Here is a 17,719-nt window from a genome sequence, read left to right as displayed (position 1 = left end):
CCGAGGTCCTGGAACTGGTGCCGGAGGGGGAGTCCTTTGACTTCAGCAAGGACCTCTTCCCCCGCTTACTGAAAGATAAAAAACCCCTCTATGGGATAACCCTGTCCGGCTACTGGTGCGATATTGGTAATCTAACGCAATATAGACAGGCCCAGGAAGACATCTTAAGCGGTAAAGTTAAAGTCCGGGTGGTGGGCGAAGACCGGGGTAAGGGTATTGTTACCGGTGAAGGGGTGGAGATTGACCCTGCGGCCAGGATTGAAGGCCCGGTTCTGATAGGCAGCTATTGCCATATCGGCCCCGGGGCTGCGGTCGGGCCTTTTACCGTACTGGGGCCATACACCCGGGTGGAAGAAGGGGCCAGTGTCAAACGGTCTATCCTCTGGGATAATGTGTATGTCGGGGAAGGAGCCAGCCTCCGGGGGTCAGTGGTCTGCAGCCGGGCAAGCCTGCAGCGGCAGGTGCGGATTTATGAAGGCGCGGTTATCGGCGACGGCAGCCAGGTAGACGCCGGGGCGGAGGTGCGGCCGGAGGTAAAGGTCTGGCCGGAGAAAATCTTAGGCCGGGAGACGGTGGTGCATGAAAGCCTCATCTGGGGCCAGGGAACGGGCCGGCCCCTCTTTGTTGGCAGCCAGGCGCCAGGTTACCTGAAAGGAGATTTAACCCCCCTCCAGGTCACCCGGATGGGGCTGGCCTATGGGGCCAGTTTTAAACCAGGGGCCATGGTGGGCTTGAGCACCTTTGCCGGTGGGGCCGGGGAAATGCTCTTTAAGGCCATGGCCGCCGGCCTGATGGCTGCCGGGGTCAAGGTGGCCGACCTGGGCCAGTTACCAACCCCGGTCCATCGTTTTGCCGTTCGCTCTTTAAGGTTGGCTGGTGGCTGCCATATTAAACAGGATGCTGCTAACCGGGATAAGGTCTGGTTGCACCTGGTCAATGAGCGCGGCCACGATTTAGCCCCTGGAGCGGTGCGTAAAATCGAAAACCTCTACTGGCGGGAAGACGGCCGCCAGGTGAAAGAGGTACAGGCCACTACCTATTTCCCGGCCCTGAAGGAAACCTACCGCGAGTGGTTATTGTCAACCCTGGGGGACGCAAGGCTAAAGAGAAGGCCGATACGGATAGCCCTGGGGTGCCAGGGAGAAATAGCCGCCCTGGCCGCTGAGGTTTTACAGCGGGCCGGGGCCGACGTGGTCCGGCTGGATTTCGATCCGGCCAAAGGCTGGGGGGCCATCCAGGAGGATATGCTCTTTTTCGCCGCAGAAATCAAGCGGTATGGTGCGGGCCTGGGAGCAGCCATGGATCAAAATGGCGAGGAATTAATCCTTTTTACCGGTGAAGGCCGCCGGTTAACACCCTCCCAGCAACAGGCCTTGCTGGCCCAGGTCTACCTGGAAGCCAACCGGGAGGCGCGCCTGGTCCTGCCGGTGACGGCATCCCGGGTGGTGGAACTGGTGGCCGGGCGCCTGGGAGGAAGGGTAGAGCGAGTGAAGAGCCATCCCGGTATCCACCAGGAAGCCATGGCTAGGGTGGATGGCGAAGCCGTCCCGGAGCAGCAACACCTGCAGCTGGATGCCCTGGCAGCCCTCCTTTATATCCTGGACTGGCTGGCCCGGCGGGATGAGAACCTGGCCGGGGCCGTGGCCGTCCTGCCGGCTGTCCATACCGTCACCCGGACCGTGCCCTGTCCCTGGGAAGCCAAGGGCCGGGTCATGCGCACCTTGATCAGCGAGGAACCGGCTGAAGGGGTGGAACTACTAGATGGGGTCCAGATACGCCATCAAGACGGCTGGTCCCTGGTATTACCTGACGGGGAAACACCTCATTACCGCATTTACAGCGAAGCCTTTTCCCAGGAGATGGCTGAAGAGCTGGCCGGATTTTATGAGCGGCGCTTAAGGGAATTAATTCATGGAGGCAAGTAAAATATTTTTACCCGGCTGAACGCCGGGTTTTTCTATTGACAAATATTACTTGCTACTGATATTACCTGGTGGTAAAATATAACCGGTGGGAGGTGGAAAAATGCTGCAGATTCGCTGGCATGGTCGCGGCGGCCAGGGCGCCGTTACCGCGGCGCGCATCTTTGGCCTGGCGGCAGCCCTCTACGGCAGCCGGTATGCCCAGTCCTTTCCTTCCTTTGGCACGGAAAGGCGGGGCGCGCCGGTGACGGCCTTTACCCGCCTGGATGAACAGCCCATCCGCGACCGCAGCCAGATCTATAACCCTGATTATGTGGTGGTCCTGGACGCCACCTTGCTGGACAGCACCGATGTCTTTGCCGGGCTGGCAACCGGGGGGACGGTCCTCATCAATGCCGGCTGGGAGGTGGTAACCAGCCGGGTGCAGGCTGGAGCCAGGGTCTATTACCTCGACGCCACCCGCCTGGCCCGGGAGGTCCTGGGCGTTCCTATAGTCAATACCGCCATGGTGGCGGCCCTGGCCGGGGTAAGTGGCCTCCTTTCCCTGGAGGCGGTAGAAAAAGCCATTGCCGACGTCCTCCCGGAAGGGCTGGCTGCGAAAAACATTAGCGTAGCCAGGCAGGCTTTTGCCCTGGCAAAAGGTTTGGTTGAGAAGGAGGCTGTTGCCAGTGCGGGTTAAAGTAGAGGTAAAAGGTGACCTGCTGGCCGGGCTGAAAGGGGCGGTAGCCAGTGCTGGCTGAAGGTGATTTGAGGAAAGGTCCCAACCTGGCGACCCCCTGCCTGAGTACCACTACCGGTTCCTGGAGACTGGTGCGGCCGGTCCTGGACCCGGGACGTTGCAATAACTGCCTGAACTGCTGGCTCTTTTGCCCGGAAGGCTGCTTTACCAGGGGCGAAAGTATAGTTAGCCTGAATTTAGATTTTTGCAAGGGCTGTGGCATCTGTGTGGCCGAGTGCCCCCGGCAGGCCCTGGCCCTGGTGGAAGAAGGTAGTAACGATGCGCGCCTACTTGAACGGTAACGAGGCGGTGGCGGCAGCCGTGAGGCTCGCCCGGGCGGAAGTGGTGGCCGCTTACCCCATTACTCCTCAGTCGACCATTGTGGAGAAAATAGCCGAATATATAGCTGATGGTTCCATGGAGGCGGACTACATACGGGTGGAATCCGAGCATGCCGCCCTGGCGGCCTGCTACGGGGCAGCTGTGACGGGAACGCGGGTCTTTACAGCCACCTCTTCCCAGGGGCTGGCTTACATGTTTGAAATGCTTCATTTCGTCAGTGGCTGCCGCGTACCCATGGTTATGGCCGTGGCCAACCGCGGCCTGGCGGCTCCCTGGACCATCTGGGCCGATCACCAGGACGCCATTGCCTGCCGCGATACGGGCTGGATCCAGCTCTACGTGGAAACCGCCCAGGAAGCCCTGGACACCTGCCTGCAGGCCTATAAAATTGCGGCCCACCCGGAGGTGCTGACGCCGGTTATGGTCTGCCTGGACGGCTATGTCCTCTCCCACACGGAAGAAATTGTGGACGTACCGGACCAGGAGGCCGTGGACCGCTTCCTGCCGCCCTACCGGCCGGAGTATACCATAGACACGCAGCGGCCCTATGTCTTCGGCGTTGGTGCGGGGCCGGACCTGTATCCTGCCTTCAAGTATTACCAGCAGCAGGCCATGCTGCGGGCGAAAGAAGTTATTAAGGAAGTAGACCGGGAGTTCCAGGCCCACTTCGAGCGCAGCTACGGCGGCCTTGTGGACCCTTATTATTGCCATGATGCCGCCGTGGTGCTGGTCGTCATGGGCGCCACCGCCGGCACGGCCCGGGAAGTGGTGGACTATTTACGCCGGCAGGGCGAAGCGGTGGGCCTTTTGCGCCTGCGGAGTTTCCGGCCTTTCCCGGTGGAAGACCTCCAGGCGGCCCTCACCAGGGCCAGGGTGGTGGCCGTCCTGGATCGTGATTGTTCCTTTGGTTATGAAGGGGTGCTGGCCACGGAAATTAAAGCGGCCGTGGCCGGCCTGCCGGTACAGCCGCAGGTGGCCGGCTTTATCGGCGGCCTGGGCGGCCGCGATATCAGCCAGGAGGAACTGGCAGATATTTTCCGCCATTGCCTGGAGGCGGTACGGCGCCAGGACAGGGGCGAAGAACTGGTTGTTAGCGGCGGCTGGCAGAAGTAAAAGCCTGGAGGTAGGTACCAATGGTTAAAATAAAAGAATTGCCTGATGCAGAACTGGTGCAGGGTTCTTATGCCTGCGCCGGTTGCGGCGGGATTCTCGCTGTCCGCATGGCCCTGAAGGTCCTGGGGCCGGAAACGGTTATTGTCACCACGCCGAGCTGCCTGCTGGGGGTAACCACATTTTATCCCCAACTGGCCTTCAAAGTTCCCTGCGTCAATGTAACCTTCCCCAGCACGGCGGCGGCCGTTTCCGGGGTGGTGGCCGGCCTGAAACGCCGGGGGAAAAAAGGGGTCAAGGTCGTGGGCCTGGCCGGCGACGGCGGTACCGTGGACATCGGGCTCCAGGCTTTATCCGGCGCCATCGAGCGCGGCGATAATTTTATTTTCATCTGCTATGACAACGAAGCCTATATGAATACCGGCGTACAGCGGAGCGGGGCCACACCTTTAGGGGCGCGGACCACGACGACCCCTGTCGGCAGTGTGGGCCGGGGGGAAGAACGGCCCAAAAAGGATATGCTGGGTATTGTGGCTGCCCATAATATCCCCTATGCAGCTACGGCCAGCATCGGCTACCCCCAGGATTACCTAACCAAGGTGCAAAAGGCCATGCAGGTGGAAGGCCCGGCCTACATCCAGGTCCTCTCCCCCTGCCCGCCGGGCTGGGGCTACCGCAGCGACCTGACGGTGCAACTCGCCCGCCTGGCCGTCCAGACCGGGCAATGGCCCCTGGCCGAATACGAAAACGGTCGGTTGACGGTAAAAGAAATCGCCCATCCCCGCCCTTTGCGCGACTACTTGGCGCCCCAGGCCAGGTTTGCCCATTTGCCGGGATAAAACTCGGTCTTCCTCGAATAAAAAAGCCCCTACAGGGCTTGACATTCGGCATATAAAACGAAATAATTATACCTAGAAGAGGGAACTATGATAATCGGATCCCATGGGGGCCCCACTTACCGGGGTTCTTAAACTCGCCCTTGTACTGTTGCAGCAGTACAAGGGCTTTAGCTTATTTCCCCCTTGGTAATCAGGAGCACCAGGGTGATAAAGAGGATTAGAACCTCGACAAGTTGCAGCGTTTCAGCAACGGTCATTGGTCCCACCTCCATTCGGTAAATACTCCCGGTAGGTGGGACCTATCCGATTACCAATAGTTCCCTAGACATAATTTTACACAAAAGGGATTATCGATGCAATCCTACTTAGCAAATTTTTGTTCCCCAGGAATCAACAAATCCGCGGTAACTGCTGGCCGCTCAAAAGATAGAGTTCCCGGGTGGCACCCAGGGTGGTGCGCAACAGGGCGCGGCCGCTGCCGTCTTTAATTTCGCCGATCAAGGCGGCCTCACAGCCCAGGGGGTGCCGGCGGAGGAAGGCCAGGATCTCTTCGGCGGCGGAACTCTCGACAACGGCGCAGAATTTACCTTCATTGGCCAGGTAGAGGTAATCCAGGCCCAGGATTTCCGCCCCGCCGCGGACGCTGTCATGGACGGGGATGGCTTCTTCGCTGAGGATAACGTCAACTTGAGCGCTGAGGGCCAGCTCTTTCACCGTCGTCGCCAGCCCGCCCCGGGTGGGGTCGCGCAGCCACTTAATGGCTCCAGGGAAATTCTCCAGCAGGGGCAGGATTAAGGTATGGAGGGCGGCGCAGTCACTCTTAAGGCCCTTGAGACCGAAATTCTCCCGGGCCGCGAGGACGGCCAGGCCGTGGTCCCCTATTGCGCCGCTGCAGATTATCGCATCGCCGGGCCGGACGCGGTGGCAGCCCAGGTGAATATTATCTGCCACCAGGCCTAGGCCTGTGGTATTGATAAAAATCTGGTCGCCGTGGCCGCGCTCCACCACCTTGGTATCCCCGGCAACAATGGCTACGCCAGCTTCCTGGGCGGCTGCGGCCAGGGCGGCGATTACCTTTTCCAGGACCGGCAGGGGCAGCCCCTCCTCTAGAATCAGCCCCACGGTGAGGTAAAGGGGACGGGCGCCGCTGACGGCCAGGTCGTTCACTGTACCGTTGACGGCCAGGGTACCGATATTGCCGCCCGGAAAAAAGAGAGGCTTGACGACAAAGGAATCGGTGGTTAGGGCCAGGCGGCAGGGCGGGCCGGGGATTAGGGCGGCGTCGTTTAAAGGTTGCAAGGCATCGTGATGGAAGTATTTCAAAAAAACTCCGGTAATCAACTGGTGGGTTAATTCGCCACCATCGCCATGGGCCAGAGAAATAGTGTTGCTAAAGGGCTCGTAACCGGCCATAGGAATTCTCCTTTTCCACTGGTAAAAAATGGCCTAACATAACTCCCGGCGTGATGTATTATGATGGTGCCGCGGGACTTAATTTGAGCCGCCTGATAATATGTTACCAGCTACCTCCCGGCAATTCATACCGCCTCCCGGGAATAACGGTAGTAGGCGGCGCAGGAACCCTCCGAGGATACCATGCAGGGACCTACGGGACGGAGAGGGGTGCAGCGACGGCCAAAAAGGGTACACTGCGTTGGCAGGCAGAGGCCTTTTAAAACGCTGCCGCAAAGGCAACCGGCCGGTGATGGAACTGGCTTTAATTCCAGAGGCCAGCGGCGGGTGGCATCAAAGGCCTGGTAGGCAGTATTCAATTTCAGCCCGCTAAGGGGAATCAACCCCAGTCCGCGCCAGTTGGCGGGAGCCAGAGAGAAAACTTCTCTTAAAATTTCCTGCGCTTTGAGGTTACCTGTTTCGCTGACTACCCGCGGGTAGGCGTTACTGACCTGCGCTTCTCCTCTCTGGATCTGGACCAGGAGTTCCAGCATAGCCCCCAGGATATCCAGGGCATCAAAGCCGGCAATGGTTGCCGTTAACTTGTATTCTTTAGCCAGGAAAGCAAAGGACTGCCGGCCGAGGATGGCGCTGACGTGCCCCGGCAGGAGCAGTCCATCCAGCTTTAACTCCGGGTCGGCGGCCAGGGTTGCCAGGGCCGGTGGTACCAGCTTATGGGCGCTGTAAATGCTGAAATTTTTGAGTCTGAGGGCCGCGGCCTCTTTCACGGCCAGCCCCACAGCAGGGGCTGTAGTTTCAAAGCCTATTCCTAAAAAAACAATTTCTCGATCGGGATTGGAACGCGCAAGGGTCACAGCTTCCCGGGGGCTGTAGCAAACCTGGAGCTGGCAGCCTTCTATCCTGGCCTTTTCCAGCGAACCACTGCTGCCCGGGACGCGTACCATGTCGCCAAAGGTGGCAATGATGACTCCCGGCTGTCGGGCGAGGCAAAGCATGTAATCTATCTCTTCGGGGGCGGTTACGCAGACGGGGCAACCGGGCCCGCTGCGCAGATCGATGCATCCAGCCAGTAGGCTGCGCAGTCCCGTGCGGGCTAGGGCTACCGTATGGGTACCGCACACCTCCATGATTACCGGCCGGCGGCCAAGCTTGCTTGCTATGGCGGCGGCCAGGTTTTTTACCTTGACCAGGAGCCTGGCGGCCAGGTCCTTCTGGTGGTGATAGGTGCTCCACGTTTCCATCCTTAGACTGTTCCCCCTATACACCCACCATTTTTATAGTTCGCTAGAGGAGGTATTAGCATCCAAGGATGCCTCCTCCCTAAATGTGATTAGCTCCTGCCATAGGCTCAAGCGGGCCTTAGCTTCTTCCGTATCAATTATACTGATGGCATGGCCAGCGTGGACCAGGACATAGCTGCCGGGCCGGCAGCCCTCTACCAGGGCCAAGCTGACCCTGGCCTGGACGCCCCGGGTTTCCACTGTGGCCTGCACGCCGTCAGTATCAATGGCTATGATGCGGGCCGGTACTCCTAGACACATGGTGCCGTCTCCTCCTTCCAGGTGGTCCTGGCAATTACCGCCTGGCCGAGGGCCAGGCCGCCGTCATTGGGCGGCACGGACCGGTGGCGATAGACGGTAAATCCCCTTTTGGCCAGCTCCCGGCTTACTCCTTCCAGCAAGAGGCTGTTATGCCATACCCCGCCGCTCAAGGCCACCCCCCGCAGGCCGGTAAAGCTGGCGGCCAGCTGGAGGGCCTGGAGAAGCATTTCTACCAGGGTGCAGTGAAAGCGGGCAGCAATAACAGGCACCGCTACACCCTGCTGCAAGTCCTGCCAGATGGCTTTAATCATTGCTCCCGGGTCCATTTCTGCGCCAGTCAGGGCAAAGGGATAGGGCGGCCAGCTGGCCTGTTCGTCTCCGGCAGCCAGGGCGGCTTCCTCCAGCGCACAGGCGGCCTGGCTGTCGTAGGTATTTTCCAGGCAGATGCCACATAAGGCGGCGACGGCATCGAACAGCCGGCCCACGCTGGAAGTGGGAACGAGCTGGAAATTACGGCTGAGCATCTGCAGGACTATCTCCAGGGCCGGTCCCTGCCGGCCAAAGAGTTCCCGGGCCGCGGCTGTCCCCGGGCCGGGACCCAGGTAGTAGTATAGGTAGCTCACGGCCATATACCAGGGATGGCGCGCTCCCTGGTCGCCGCCGGGCAGGGGGACGTAGCGCAGGTGATAGAGGCGCTGGAAACCGTTATAGGAGCCCAGCAAAATTTCCCCGCCCCAGATGGCGCCATCCAGGCCGTAACCGGTGCCGTCACAGATTAACCCTAAAGCCGGCTCGGTAATACCATTTTCAGCCAGGCAACTGGCCAGGTGGGCATGGTGGTGCTGGACGCCGACCACGTTAGAACCCAGTTCGCGGGCCAGGCGGGTGGAGAAATAGGCAGGATGGAGGTCGCAGGCAATAATTTCCGGGCGGCAACCGCATAAAACCTGTAAGCGTTCTAAGGCTTCCCGCCAGGCTACCTGGGTTTCTACTGTGGCCAGGTCGCCGATATGTTGGCTTAAGAAGGCTTCCCTGCCTTTAAGCAGGCAGAAGGTATTTTTCAGATCGCTACCTGCAGCCAGGACATCCGGGCCATCCGGCAGGTCGAGCTGTAAGGCTGCCGGGACAAAGCCGCGGGAACGCCGGTAAAAATGGGTCTCCCCCAGCCGCCAGGCCACCACGGAGTCGTCGCAGCGGTTGACTATCTCCCTGTTGTGGCTTAAGAAATAATCAGCCACACCGGCCAGCTCTTGCAGAGCCTTTGTCTCCTCTTTGATCAAGGGCAGGTCACTGATATTGGCGCTGGTCATGACGAGCAGGGGCGGGCCAGCCTGGAGGAGGAGCAGGTGCAGGGGGGTATAGGGTAGCATGACTCCCAGGCTACTCAGTCCCGGCGCTACCTCCGGGGCGAGATCGGTAGCAGGACGCCGGCGTAAGACGACGATGGGGGCTGCCGGCGCCGCCAGGAGGCCGGCTTCATCCTGGCTGACATAGCAGTATTTTTGGACCATGGCCAGGTCCCGGGCCATGACTGCGAAAGGCTTGGTGAGGCGCCCTTTGCGATGGCGTAAATTGGTTACGGCTTCATGATTGGTGGCATCAACGGCCAGGTGGAACCCTCCCAGGCCTTTGATGGCCAGGATGCAACCCTGGCGGAGGAAGGATGCTGCCTGTTCCAGCCAGTCTCCGGCTACCGGTTGCCCTTTATTATCCAGCAAGGTCACCCGGGGCCCGCAGGCCGGGCAGGCTACGGGCTGGGCATGGAAACGCCGGTCGCCGGGGTTGACATACTCAGCCGCACAATCAGGACAGAGTGTAAAAGGGGCCATCGCCGTCCGAGCGCGGTCATAAGGGAGGGAGTAAATTATGGTAAAACGGGGGCCGCAGCAGGTACAGTTGGTAAAGGGATAACGATAGTGACGGTCAGCCTGGTCCAGGATTTCCCGCCGGCAATCAGGGCACAGGGCTACATCAGGCGAGGCCACAACCTTTTGTTCTAACCCGGCCATACTGGTTTTAATGGTAAAATCCCGCCAGCCTTTAGGGGGCAATTCCTCCTGTTGCCAGGCGGAGATCCTGGCCAGGCGAGGCGGCCGGGTCAGGATCTCCTGGATAAAGCTTTCCAGCTGTTCTGCTTCACCTTCGGCGTCAATGCACACCCCGCTGCTGGCATTATAGACCTCTCCCCGGATGCCCCAGGTCCGGGCCAGGCGGTAAACAAAGGGGCGGAAGCCGACGCCCTGGACGATACCCTGGAGGGTCAGGCGGTAGCGCCGCAGGGGGAGGTTTGCTTTTTTTTCGAGGCTACCAGCTGTTTGAGCCATAAAAACCATTCCTCAAGACCTTCTCCCGTACGCGCCGAGAGGGTTATTACCAGAAGATTGGGGTTTAAAGCTTTGAGGTCCTGGCGGAAGGCGGCCAGGTCGAAGTCGGTATAGGGCAGGAGATCAATTTTATTTAAGAGCAGGACCTGTGCTTCCTGGAAGACCAGGGGGTACTTTAAAGGCTTGTCGCTGCCTTCAGCAACGCTTAAGATGCCAACCTTGACGTCTTCGCCCAGGTCAAACTCGGCCGGGCAGACCAGGTTGCCGACGTTTTCGATGAAGAGCAAATCCAGCTCTTCCAGGGGTAGCTCCGGCAGGGCGGCGGCAATGAGGGCGGCATCCAGGTGGCAGGCACCAGCGGTGTTGATTTGCACTACCGGTACTTTCCAGCCGGCGATACGGGCGGCGTCGCGGCTGGTGGCGATATCACCTTCGATGACTCCTATCTTCATCTCCCCGGCCAGGCGGGCCAGGGTAGCTTCCAGGATGCTGGTCTTGCCGGCCCCGGGACTGCTGATCAGGTTAACTACCATTACGTCACTGGTTTTAAACCGGGCCCGGTTGGCCGCAGCCTGGTCACGGTTGGCCTGCCGCAGGTCCTGGGCCAGGATAACCTTGAAGTCAGCCATATTTTCACTTCCCTTCGTAGGATACCACTTCCATTTCCCGGCCGGATAAGAGCCGGGCGCCGGGGGTATGGCAGCGGGGGCAGAGGAGGAGCCATTCTTCCGGCCGGAATTCCTCACCACAACATGAGCACTGCGCCCAGGCCGGAGAGGTGGTAATATCCAGCTGCGCCCCTTCCAGCAACGTGCCCCGGCTGGCACAGGTAAAGGCCAGGCGCATGGCCTCCGGCATGACTGCCGTCAATTCCCCACACAGGAGCTTTACCCTTGTAACCTGCTGGCAACCCCGCCGGGCAGCATCCCGGGCTACCAGGCGCACTGCTTCCATGGCCAGGGCCAGTTCATGCACCATTACCACCGCCTAAAAGCTGGTAGACGGTTGCCACGGCCAGGGGCAGGGCGGCAGCTACCGGGGGACTTAAATTAGTTTGTCCCGGTGTCAGTGAACCGGCCTGGATGCCCACCAGGATTAACCGCGGCGGGAAGTTGGCCGGGTCCACCAGCCGTCCCAGGGCCAGGGCTTCACCAATACCTAAACTGTGTAAAGAGAGGCTCCGCCAGGAAAGCCGAGCCAGGTCCTTTTCCTGGCAGCAGATTACGGTACCAGGTTCCTGGCCAGCATGGACGGCGTCGACAATGACGGCCTGCTCGGCCCCACGCAAGTAGCCCAGCAGGGCCAGGCCGGGGAGACCGGCCGGGATGGTTTTGACACCCGGCGGCAGTCCCCGGCGTTCCAGTTCTTCAATTACTTTGAGGCCCACGCCGTCATCGCCGGCCAGGGGGTTCCCGCAGCCGATAACCACTTTGGCCATGGCTTATTCCCTCTCGATCTCCAGGCGCAAGGCATGGACTGAGCAGGAGATACAGGGGTCGTAATTACGAATGACCATTTCACACTTCAGGGTAGCTTCTTCGAGGGGCAGGTCCAGGACACCGGGCACAAAGGCCCGTAGGTCTTCTTCCATGCTGGCCACGTTGTGGGCCGTCGGGGTGACAATATCTGCCTCTTCAATCAGGCCCTGGTTATTGAGGCGGTAGCTGTGGTAGAGGACCCCCCGCGGTGCTTCGGTGATGGCAAAGCCCTGCCCGGCTTGAACGGTATAGGGAACTTCTTCCGGTCTAGGGTCAAGACGGTCGATTAGTGCCAAGCAGGCATCGATACTGTGCAGGAGTTCGATGGACCGGGCCAGGGCGCTGTAAAAGGGATTGCCAGTGGGAAAAACCCCGGTCTCTTTGGCTAACTTGCGGGCGGCGGGGGTGAGTTTTTCCAGGTTGAGGTTGACCCGGGCCAGGGGCCCCACCAGGAAACTGCCCCGGCCTTCAATGTAAGAGTGAAGGGCGTTGGAATGCTCCAGGTGGCGCTCCTTAATATGGCTGCGGTACTGCCAGGCTGGGATGTTGAGGCCTTTAGTGGAAACCAGCCGGCCGCTGTTGACGGCATAACTGTCAGTGTCGGTTAAAGCAACGTGTTCGCAATCCCGCTCCAGGACGGGTATGGACAGGGAAGCTACCAGGTCAATGGTGGCCAGGGCATCGGCCCGGGCAACTGCCAGGCGCTCACCGATAGCCTGCAGTTCCTGCCGGCTGGGAACGGAGGTAAAGCCGCCTACGACCGGCGTCACGGGATGCACCTCCCGGCCACCGACCAGCATGGTGAGATCGTTGCCCAGGCGCTTAAGCTCCAGAGCCCTTTGCACTGCCGGCAGGTGGTCTCTGGCTAGAGCAATGGCGCTCTCGTAGCCTAAAAAATCGGGCAAGGCTAGGAAATAGATGTGCAGGGTATGGCTCTGGATCCACTGGCTTAAGGCCAGCAGCAGGCGTAAATCCTTCGTTTGCTGGCTGACCTCGACACCCAGGGCGTCTTCCAGGGCCTGGATGGCCGTTAGCTGGTGGGAAGCGGGGCAAATGCCGCAGATGCGCGAGACGATGCCCGGCACTTCGTCGTAGCGCCGCCCTACCAGGAAGCCCTGGAAAAAGCGCGGCGGTTCGAAGATCCGCAACTGAAGTTCGCTGATATTGCCGTCCTTGACCTTAATCTTTAAAGCTCCTTCGCCCTCAACCCGGGCGATGTAGTCGACCTGGATGGCCTGTTCCGTCATACAGCCTCCGCCCCTTTGCTGAATTCCGGCGTCATGCCGGCGAACTTGCGGAAGTAACGCATAATGTCGCTGTGGTGCAAGCCGTGAGAAACCATGGTCTGGGCCAGGGAGACGGTGTTGGCGTCGTTAGCCGGGCCGCGGCAGCCGTCGCAGGGTTTACCCCGGGAAGGGCAGAGGGCGCCACAGCCGGCTGTGGTGACCGGCCCCAGGCAGATCGCCCCATCGGTTACGAAAAGGCAAACGTTTTCGTGCAGCTTGCACTCCACGCAGACACTGTGGGGCCTTAAATAGGGCCGCACACCCAGCAGGGTACTTTTAATAAAATCAAGTAATTCCTCGCGGCTAACTGGGCAGCCCTTGAGGTAAGCATCGACCGGTACGTAGTAGTCGATGCCGTAGGCAGTGGTGGAATGGATGGCCGCCAGGTTATCATAGACGCGGCTTTCTACCACCCGCTGGGGCTGCCAGTTTTTAATGGAAGGCAGGCCGCCGTAACAGGCGCAGGAACCCAGGGCCACCAGCAGGTGACACTCCTGGCGGGCTTTTTTTAGCCGCTCAATCTCTTCCCCACAGGTGATGGCGCCTTCCACCAGGCCAATGTCGTAAGGACCGGGCTCGTTTTCCCGGCGGGCCATGACGAAATAACTCAGTTCCACTGCCCCCAGGAGATCCAGCAGGATAGGTTCCAGGTTGAGGATCTCCAGCTGGCAGCCGGCGCAGGAACTCATTTTATAGACAGCAACACGGGGTTTGGTCACCTGCCCGCACCTCCTAAAACTTCTTCCGGTAAGGTTAAAAGCTCGGCATAGGCAAAAACGGGGCCGTCGCGGCAGACGAACTTCGGCCCGATCTGGCACTTGCCACACTTTTTGACGCCACAGTTCATGCGCCGCTCCAGGGAAACGTAGATTTGCTCTGGCCGGAAGCCGCGGGCCAGCAACCCTTTCACAACGTAGCTCATCATGATCTCCGGGCCACAGGTAAAAACGGTGGTTTCTTCCGGCCGGGATGACATGTACCGGAAAAGGTCGGTGACCACTCCTACCTGTCCCTCCCAGGTGTTGCCGCTTGGTACGGCGTCTACTGTCAGGCGTAAGGATATCCCTGCCTGGCGCCAGGTGTCATACTCGGCGGGATAAAGAAGTTCTGCCGGGGTGCGGGCACCGTAGAGGACTTCCACCTGGCCGAATTCCTGGCGGCGATTAATGACTTCCTGGATAACCGGCCGTAAAGGGGCTAGGCCGATACCGCCGGCAACAATTAGCAGGTTCTTGATGGGTAAAACATCCAGGGGCCAGCCCGTGCCATAGGGCCCGCGGATACCCACCATAGCGCCGGGTTGCATCTTACTCAAGGCATTAGTGACGTTACCCACATGGCGGACGGTATGCTGGAAGGTCTCCAGATCGGCCGGGTTGGAACTGATGGAAATGGGCGCCTCGCCGATGCCGAAGATGGTGAGCATGTTAAACTGACCCGGCCGGAAGCGAAATTCCTGGCGCCCCCCGTTGTCCAGGAAGCTGAAGGTGTAGGTGGTGGTATCTGCCGTTTCCTTTATAATCTCCTTGATGACGGCGCGTTCGGGCTTAAATGGATTTAACACCCCTATTCCCCCCTCAGCCGGCTGATGACATCGGTGATGTCGATTTTCTTGACACAGGTCTTGATGCAGCGGCCACAACCGACACAGCCCAGGGTACCAAACTGGGGCTCATAGTAGACCAGTTTATGGTAAATCCGCTGTTTCACCCGGGCATCCCGGTCTTTGCGGAAGTTATGGCCCAGGGCCACCTGGGCGTATTCCAGCAGCATGCAAGAATCCCATTCCCGCTGGCGCTTGCCGCTCTTGAGATTGAGGTCAATCTTATCTACCACGTTGTAACAGAAGCAGGTGGGGCAGACCATGGTGCAGGAACCGCAGGCCAGGCAATCGTGCATGAGTTCTTCCCAGATGGGGTGGCGGAAGTTTTCTTCCAGGAGTTCATGCAAGCCCTGGGTATTGAGTTTCTTATGAAACTTGCGCCGGGCATTTTCCAGTACCTTTTGTTTCTCCACCATGGCTACCCGGGGAGCAGGAGCCAGGTCTATGGTCTGGACTAATTCCCGACCCCGGGGGCTGCCGACCTCGATGAGATAACCGTGGCCCAGGTCGGTAAGCAAGAGGTCATAGCCTTCCTTTAGATCCGGCCCTGTGCCCAGGGACTGGCAGAAGCAGTTTTCCCCCGGTTCCGCGCAGTTGAGGGCCACCAGGAGGGTATTGCGGCGTTTGGCAATATAGTAAGGATCGGGATATTCGGCAGTATAGGCTTTATCCAGGATTAAGATGGCGTGGACATCACAGGGATGAATGCCGAAGATGACCTGGGGCCGCTGCTCCGGCGCGGTTTCGACGATTTGCTGGTCTTCGTGGAAGGAAAAAAGAACTTCAAAGGGGAGGTGCAGCACTTTCTTGGGCGGCAGCAGGGTGGTTTGATAATCAAGGGCCAGCTCGCTGGGGTCAGATACCGGCGCGAAAATAAATTCCTTTCCTTTGGCTACTGGGCCGATGACAGTGTAATACTCCTTTAACTCCTGGAGGAAGGGGTTTAATTTTGCCGCAGGTAAATGGTAGAGCTGGGGTATACCCCACTCTGCCTGGCGGGCATAGGCTACGGACATTAATCTCCACCTCCTGAAGACTATGTACTTGCAGGTGCCATCACAAAGATAACTTTTAAAAAATAGCGCCAACCTTATCATTACTTTCTCTTGTCACTTTATGGCCTTGATAGAAGTGTGAAAGTATCATCTAGAACTTACCTCACGATAACCTCCTTTCTCCAGGTTTAAAATACCCTCTACCCCTGCTCTCATTGCATGGTGGGATAAAAAGAGTGTTACCTGTTACTCCGTTAAAGATCTCACCCTCGCCTTGCTAGGAAGTTCACTTTTAACATAAACCTTCTTTCTTATCCCCAGGCAGACCCGGAAGGACTAATTATGATAGTCCTTTCGGACTATTCCTTTAAATTTGTCGTGAAGGGGTAGGCAAAGGTAATTCCGTATATGGAATGCCCTGGCTTCCAGACCTATTCCCTTAACTTTACCAGACCGTGCTGCAGGGCGTAATGGACAGCCTGCTGGCGGTTTTTGGTCTGCAGTTTTTCCAGGATGCTGCGCAGGTGGTTTTTAACGGTATTCTCGCTGATGAAGAGTCGACCGGCGATTTCCCGGTTACTTAAGCCCCGGGCAACCAGACCCAGAACCTCTTTTTCCCGCGGGCTTAAAAGGTCGCCTTTTTCCTGGGCTTTAAGCTGGGGCAGGATTTTTTTCGTCAGGGCAGAGGCCAGGGGTACCTCCCCGCGGGCTACCTCCTGGAGCAGGTAGTAGAGATGTTGGGGTTCGACGGTTTTTAACAGGTAACCTTCGGCACCGACCTCCATGGCCGCCCGGAAGGCTTCGTCGTCGTCAGCCACCGTCAGGATTACCACCTTGATTTCCGGCAGCAGAGCTTTAAGGCGGCGGGTTGCCTCCAGGCCATTCAGGCGGGGCATATAGATATCCATCAGGACAATATCCGGCCGTAGTTCCAGGGCCAGTTCGATGGCTTCATGGCCGTCAGCGGCCTCGCCTACTACTTCAAAGCCTTCCCAGCCGGCCATGAGCAGGCGTAGGCCCTTGCGGATGAGGGTATGATCGTCAACCAGGAGGAGGCGCTTTCTGACAGTCATGGCCGTCCCCTGCCGTTCAGAATATTGTTCGCGAGGACTGTAGATAGTTAACTTTCTAATAGCATTATATGCGCTAGTGATAATTTGTTCAATACATCGCATATAAAGAAAGAAAATTGCGAAAAACAAGGAGCTAATCCGCCCCTCCTACTGGCAACAAGCCTCCATCAGTCTTTTGCCATGATAGTAGGGCTCCCAGATAGATATCTAAAGACCAATCCAGTTCATCGCTCCAGCTAATACCGTAGCCGCCGGCATCACCCGAACCATGCTAAAAATAATGGGATCCCGCAAAATATCAAAGGGGGGCCTCGCGATCAGAGGTTTCATATTCACCCCCTACTCCAGACCAGGAAGTTGCTTGAAATCCTTGGTTTCCCACATTTTCTCCAGCTCCTTTTGATGAATTTCAGCCCATTTCACAATAAGCTTCCGGGCTCGCAACGGCATATCGCCTTCTATCATCTCCAATGTTTTGATGCTGAAAATAGCATTATACTCGTCATAGAGAGCGTGAAAATGAGGTGGTAGATGCCAAACCAGTTTCACGCGCCATCATTTCGGCCATGGCTTCCACGGCGATCCGGCCGTCGGGCAGCTCAGCCCAGGCTGCCACCTGGAAGAGAGACCCTTTTTCTCTGACGATGCGGCTGACGAATTTTATCCTTGCCCCAATAGGGATGGGTTTACGAAACCGTACTTCCAGGCGGGCGGTAACGGCCCACTGGCCCAGGCCTTTAAGCAGATGGTTACCAATCAACTCATCCAGGATGGTAATAACCAGGCCGCCATGCATGATACCGGCATAACTTTCATGGTAGCGTGTGGGCGTAAAATAAGTGGCCCACGTCCCGTCTGCCTGGGGAAAACAGTCCAGGTGCAGGCCAATGGGGTTATCGGGGCTGCAACCGAAACAGAAACTTTGACCCATGTTATGGATGCCTCCAGATATAGCGCTTATGGATAATTATAGCAGATGGATAAGATTTGTTAAGGGGATATTAATTGACGGAGCATGGTTATCATATCCCCCTTGCGATAAATAAGGTTTAAGATTATAATAGGTTAAAATATA

The 17,719-nt window shown here is 58.3% G+C and carries 20 protein-coding genes; 5 read left to right on the top strand and 15 right to left on the bottom strand.

Annotated elements, in window-relative coordinates:
• From MOST_RS00990 to MOST_RS00970, 5 genes are all read left to right on the top strand, one after another.
• Positions 1–1,925: GlgC family sugar phosphate nucleotidyltransferase (locus tag MOST_RS00990; protein ID WP_106006987.1), on the top strand; the 1,925-nt coding region annotated here is incomplete at its 5' end.
• 100 nt (positions 1,926–2,025) lie between these two features.
• The gene (locus tag MOST_RS00985) at positions 2,026–2,601 is read left to right on the top strand and encodes a 2-oxoacid:acceptor oxidoreductase family protein (protein ID WP_054938220.1); all 576 of its coding nucleotides are present in this window, start codon (positions 2,026–2,028) and stop codon (positions 2,599–2,601) included.
• A gap of 50 nt (positions 2,602–2,651) precedes the next feature.
• Entirely contained in the window at positions 2,652–2,942 is a 291-nt protein-coding gene (locus tag MOST_RS00980) for a 4Fe-4S binding protein (RefSeq protein ID WP_106006986.1), read from the top strand.
• Positions 2,920–4,095 (top strand): pyruvate ferredoxin oxidoreductase, encoded by a 1,176-nt coding sequence (gene porA / locus MOST_RS00975; protein WP_054938221.1) that lies wholly within the window; start codon positions 2,920–2,922, stop codon positions 4,093–4,095. The genes MOST_RS00980 and porA overlap by 23 nt, the downstream gene beginning before the upstream one ends.
• A gap of 20 nt (positions 4,096–4,115) precedes the next feature.
• Complete coding sequence (locus MOST_RS00970) at positions 4,116–4,931, top strand: thiamine pyrophosphate-dependent enzyme (RefSeq protein ID WP_054938222.1); 816 nt, start codon at positions 4,116–4,118, stop codon at positions 4,929–4,931.
• 390 nt (positions 4,932–5,321) lie between these two features.
• Here MOST_RS00970 and hypE read toward each other — a convergent pair whose 3' ends face one another.
• From hypE to MOST_RS00900, 15 genes are all read right to left on the bottom strand, one after another.
• The gene (hypE, locus tag MOST_RS00965) at positions 5,322–6,344 is read right to left on the bottom strand and encodes a hydrogenase expression/formation protein HypE (RefSeq protein WP_054938223.1); all 1,023 of its coding nucleotides are present in this window, start codon (positions 6,342–6,344) and stop codon (positions 5,322–5,324) included.
• Between the two features lie 125 nt (positions 6,345–6,469).
• Entirely contained in the window at positions 6,470–7,585 is a 1,116-nt protein-coding gene (hypD, locus tag MOST_RS00960; RefSeq protein ID WP_054938224.1) for a hydrogenase formation protein HypD, read from the bottom strand.
• Between the two features lie 33 nt (positions 7,586–7,618).
• On the bottom strand, positions 7,619–7,885 hold the full coding sequence (locus tag MOST_RS00955) for a HypC/HybG/HupF family hydrogenase formation chaperone (protein WP_054938225.1): 267 nt from the start codon (positions 7,883–7,885) through the stop codon (positions 7,619–7,621).
• Positions 7,876–10,209, bottom strand: a complete 2,334-nt coding sequence (hypF, locus tag MOST_RS00950) for a carbamoyltransferase HypF (protein WP_054938276.1) — start codon at positions 10,207–10,209, stop codon at positions 7,876–7,878. Before hypF ends, MOST_RS00955 begins: the two co-directional genes overlap by 10 nt.
• Complete coding sequence (hypB, locus tag MOST_RS00945) at positions 10,146–10,838, bottom strand: hydrogenase nickel incorporation protein HypB (protein ID WP_054938226.1); 693 nt, start codon at positions 10,836–10,838, stop codon at positions 10,146–10,148. The genes hypF and hypB overlap by 64 nt, the downstream gene beginning before the upstream one ends.
• A gap of 4 nt (positions 10,839–10,842) precedes the next feature.
• Positions 10,843–11,187: a hydrogenase maturation nickel metallochaperone HypA gene (gene hypA / locus MOST_RS00940; protein ID WP_083476846.1), complete on the bottom strand. Its 345-nt coding sequence runs from the start codon at positions 11,185–11,187 to the stop codon at positions 10,843–10,845.
• Positions 11,177–11,647 (bottom strand): hydrogenase maturation protease, encoded by a 471-nt coding sequence (locus MOST_RS00935; protein ID WP_054938228.1) that lies wholly within the window; start codon positions 11,645–11,647, stop codon positions 11,177–11,179. The genes hypA and MOST_RS00935 overlap by 11 nt, the downstream gene beginning before the upstream one ends.
• A gap of 3 nt (positions 11,648–11,650) precedes the next feature.
• Entirely contained in the window at positions 11,651–12,934 is a 1,284-nt protein-coding gene (locus MOST_RS00930) for a Ni/Fe hydrogenase subunit alpha (protein ID WP_054938229.1), read from the bottom strand.
• A complete protein-coding gene (locus tag MOST_RS00925) occupies positions 12,931–13,692 on the bottom strand; it encodes an NADH-quinone oxidoreductase subunit B family protein (RefSeq protein WP_054938230.1) in 762 nt (253 codons plus the stop codon). The genes MOST_RS00930 and MOST_RS00925 overlap by 4 nt, the downstream gene beginning before the upstream one ends.
• Positions 13,689–14,537 (bottom strand): FAD/NAD(P)-binding protein, encoded by an 849-nt coding sequence (locus tag MOST_RS00920; protein ID WP_054938231.1) that lies wholly within the window; start codon positions 14,535–14,537, stop codon positions 13,689–13,691. The genes MOST_RS00925 and MOST_RS00920 overlap by 4 nt, the downstream gene beginning before the upstream one ends.
• A 2-nt stretch (positions 14,538–14,539) precedes the next feature.
• Complete coding sequence (locus tag MOST_RS00915; RefSeq protein WP_054938232.1) at positions 14,540–15,592, bottom strand: 4Fe-4S dicluster domain-containing protein; 1,053 nt, start codon at positions 15,590–15,592, stop codon at positions 14,540–14,542.
• A gap of 410 nt (positions 15,593–16,002) precedes the next feature.
• Positions 16,003–16,644 (bottom strand): response regulator, encoded by a 642-nt coding sequence (locus MOST_RS00910; protein ID WP_054938233.1) that lies wholly within the window; start codon positions 16,642–16,644, stop codon positions 16,003–16,005.
• A gap of 207 nt (positions 16,645–16,851) precedes the next feature.
• On the bottom strand, positions 16,852–16,974 hold the full coding sequence (locus tag MOST_RS18110) for a hypothetical protein (protein WP_277995737.1): 123 nt from the start codon (positions 16,972–16,974) through the stop codon (positions 16,852–16,854).
• A gap of 9 nt (positions 16,975–16,983) precedes the next feature.
• Positions 16,984–17,193 (bottom strand): DUF4160 domain-containing protein, encoded by a 210-nt coding sequence (locus MOST_RS00905; protein WP_054938234.1) that lies wholly within the window; start codon positions 17,191–17,193, stop codon positions 16,984–16,986.
• Positions 17,147–17,575, bottom strand: a complete 429-nt coding sequence (locus tag MOST_RS00900; RefSeq protein ID WP_083476848.1) for a hotdog fold domain-containing protein — start codon at positions 17,573–17,575, stop codon at positions 17,147–17,149. Before MOST_RS00900 ends, MOST_RS00905 begins: the two co-directional genes overlap by 47 nt.
• Positions 17,576–17,719 lie beyond the last annotated feature (144 nt).

It is taken from the genome of Neomoorella stamsii, assembly GCF_002995805.1.
GTDB classification, from domain to species: Bacteria; Bacillota; DSM-521; order Neomoorellales; family Neomoorellaceae; genus Neomoorella; species Neomoorella stamsii.
The sequence above is the reverse complement of the archived record's forward strand: the minus strand, read 5'-3'. Positions and strand labels throughout refer to the sequence as shown.

What these genes read in the sequence shown, in the direction of transcription:
- MOST_RS00985 (WP_054938220.1), top strand. Translation starts at nt 2,026, where the DNA reads ATGCTGCAGATTCGCTGGCATGGTCGCGGCGGCCAGGGCGCCGTTACC.
- porA (WP_054938221.1), top strand. Translation starts at nt 2,920, where the DNA reads ATGCGCGCCTACTTGAACGGTAACGAGGCGGTGGCGGCAGCCGTGAGG.
- MOST_RS00970 (WP_054938222.1), top strand. Translation starts at nt 4,116, where the DNA reads ATGGTTAAAATAAAAGAATTGCCTGATGCAGAACTGGTGCAGGGTTCT.
- hypE (WP_054938223.1), bottom strand. Translation starts at nt 6,344, where the DNA reads ATGGCCGGTTACGAGCCCTTTAGCAACACTATTTCTCTGGCCCATGGC.
- hypD (WP_054938224.1), bottom strand. Translation starts at nt 7,585, where the DNA reads ATGGAAACGTGGAGCACCTATCACCACCAGAAGGACCTGGCCGCCAGG.
- MOST_RS00955 (WP_054938225.1), bottom strand. Translation starts at nt 7,885, where the DNA reads ATGTGTCTAGGAGTACCGGCCCGCATCATAGCCATTGATACTGACGGC.
- hypF (WP_054938276.1), bottom strand. Translation starts at nt 10,209, where the DNA reads ATGGCTCAAACAGCTGGTAGCCTCGAAAAAAAAGCAAACCTCCCCCTG.
- hypB (WP_054938226.1), bottom strand. Translation starts at nt 10,838, where the DNA reads ATGGCTGACTTCAAGGTTATCCTGGCCCAGGACCTGCGGCAGGCCAAC.
- hypA (WP_083476846.1), bottom strand. Translation starts at nt 11,187, where the DNA reads ATGGTGCATGAACTGGCCCTGGCCATGGAAGCAGTGCGCCTGGTAGCC.
- MOST_RS00935 (WP_054938228.1), bottom strand. Translation starts at nt 11,647, where the DNA reads ATGGCCAAAGTGGTTATCGGCTGCGGGAACCCCCTGGCCGGCGATGAC.
- MOST_RS00930 (WP_054938229.1), bottom strand. Translation starts at nt 12,934, where the DNA reads ATGACGGAACAGGCCATCCAGGTCGACTACATCGCCCGGGTTGAGGGC.
- MOST_RS00915 (WP_054938232.1), bottom strand. Translation starts at nt 15,592, where the DNA reads ATGTCCGTAGCCTATGCCCGCCAGGCAGAGTGGGGTATACCCCAGCTC.
- MOST_RS00910 (WP_054938233.1), bottom strand. Translation starts at nt 16,644, where the DNA reads ATGACTGTCAGAAAGCGCCTCCTCCTGGTTGACGATCATACCCTCATC.
- MOST_RS18110 (WP_277995737.1), bottom strand. Translation starts at nt 16,974, where the DNA reads ATGAAACCTCTGATCGCGAGGCCCCCCTTTGATATTTTGCGGGATCCC.
- MOST_RS00900 (WP_083476848.1), bottom strand. Translation starts at nt 17,575, where the DNA reads ATGGGTCAAAGTTTCTGTTTCGGTTGCAGCCCCGATAACCCCATTGGC.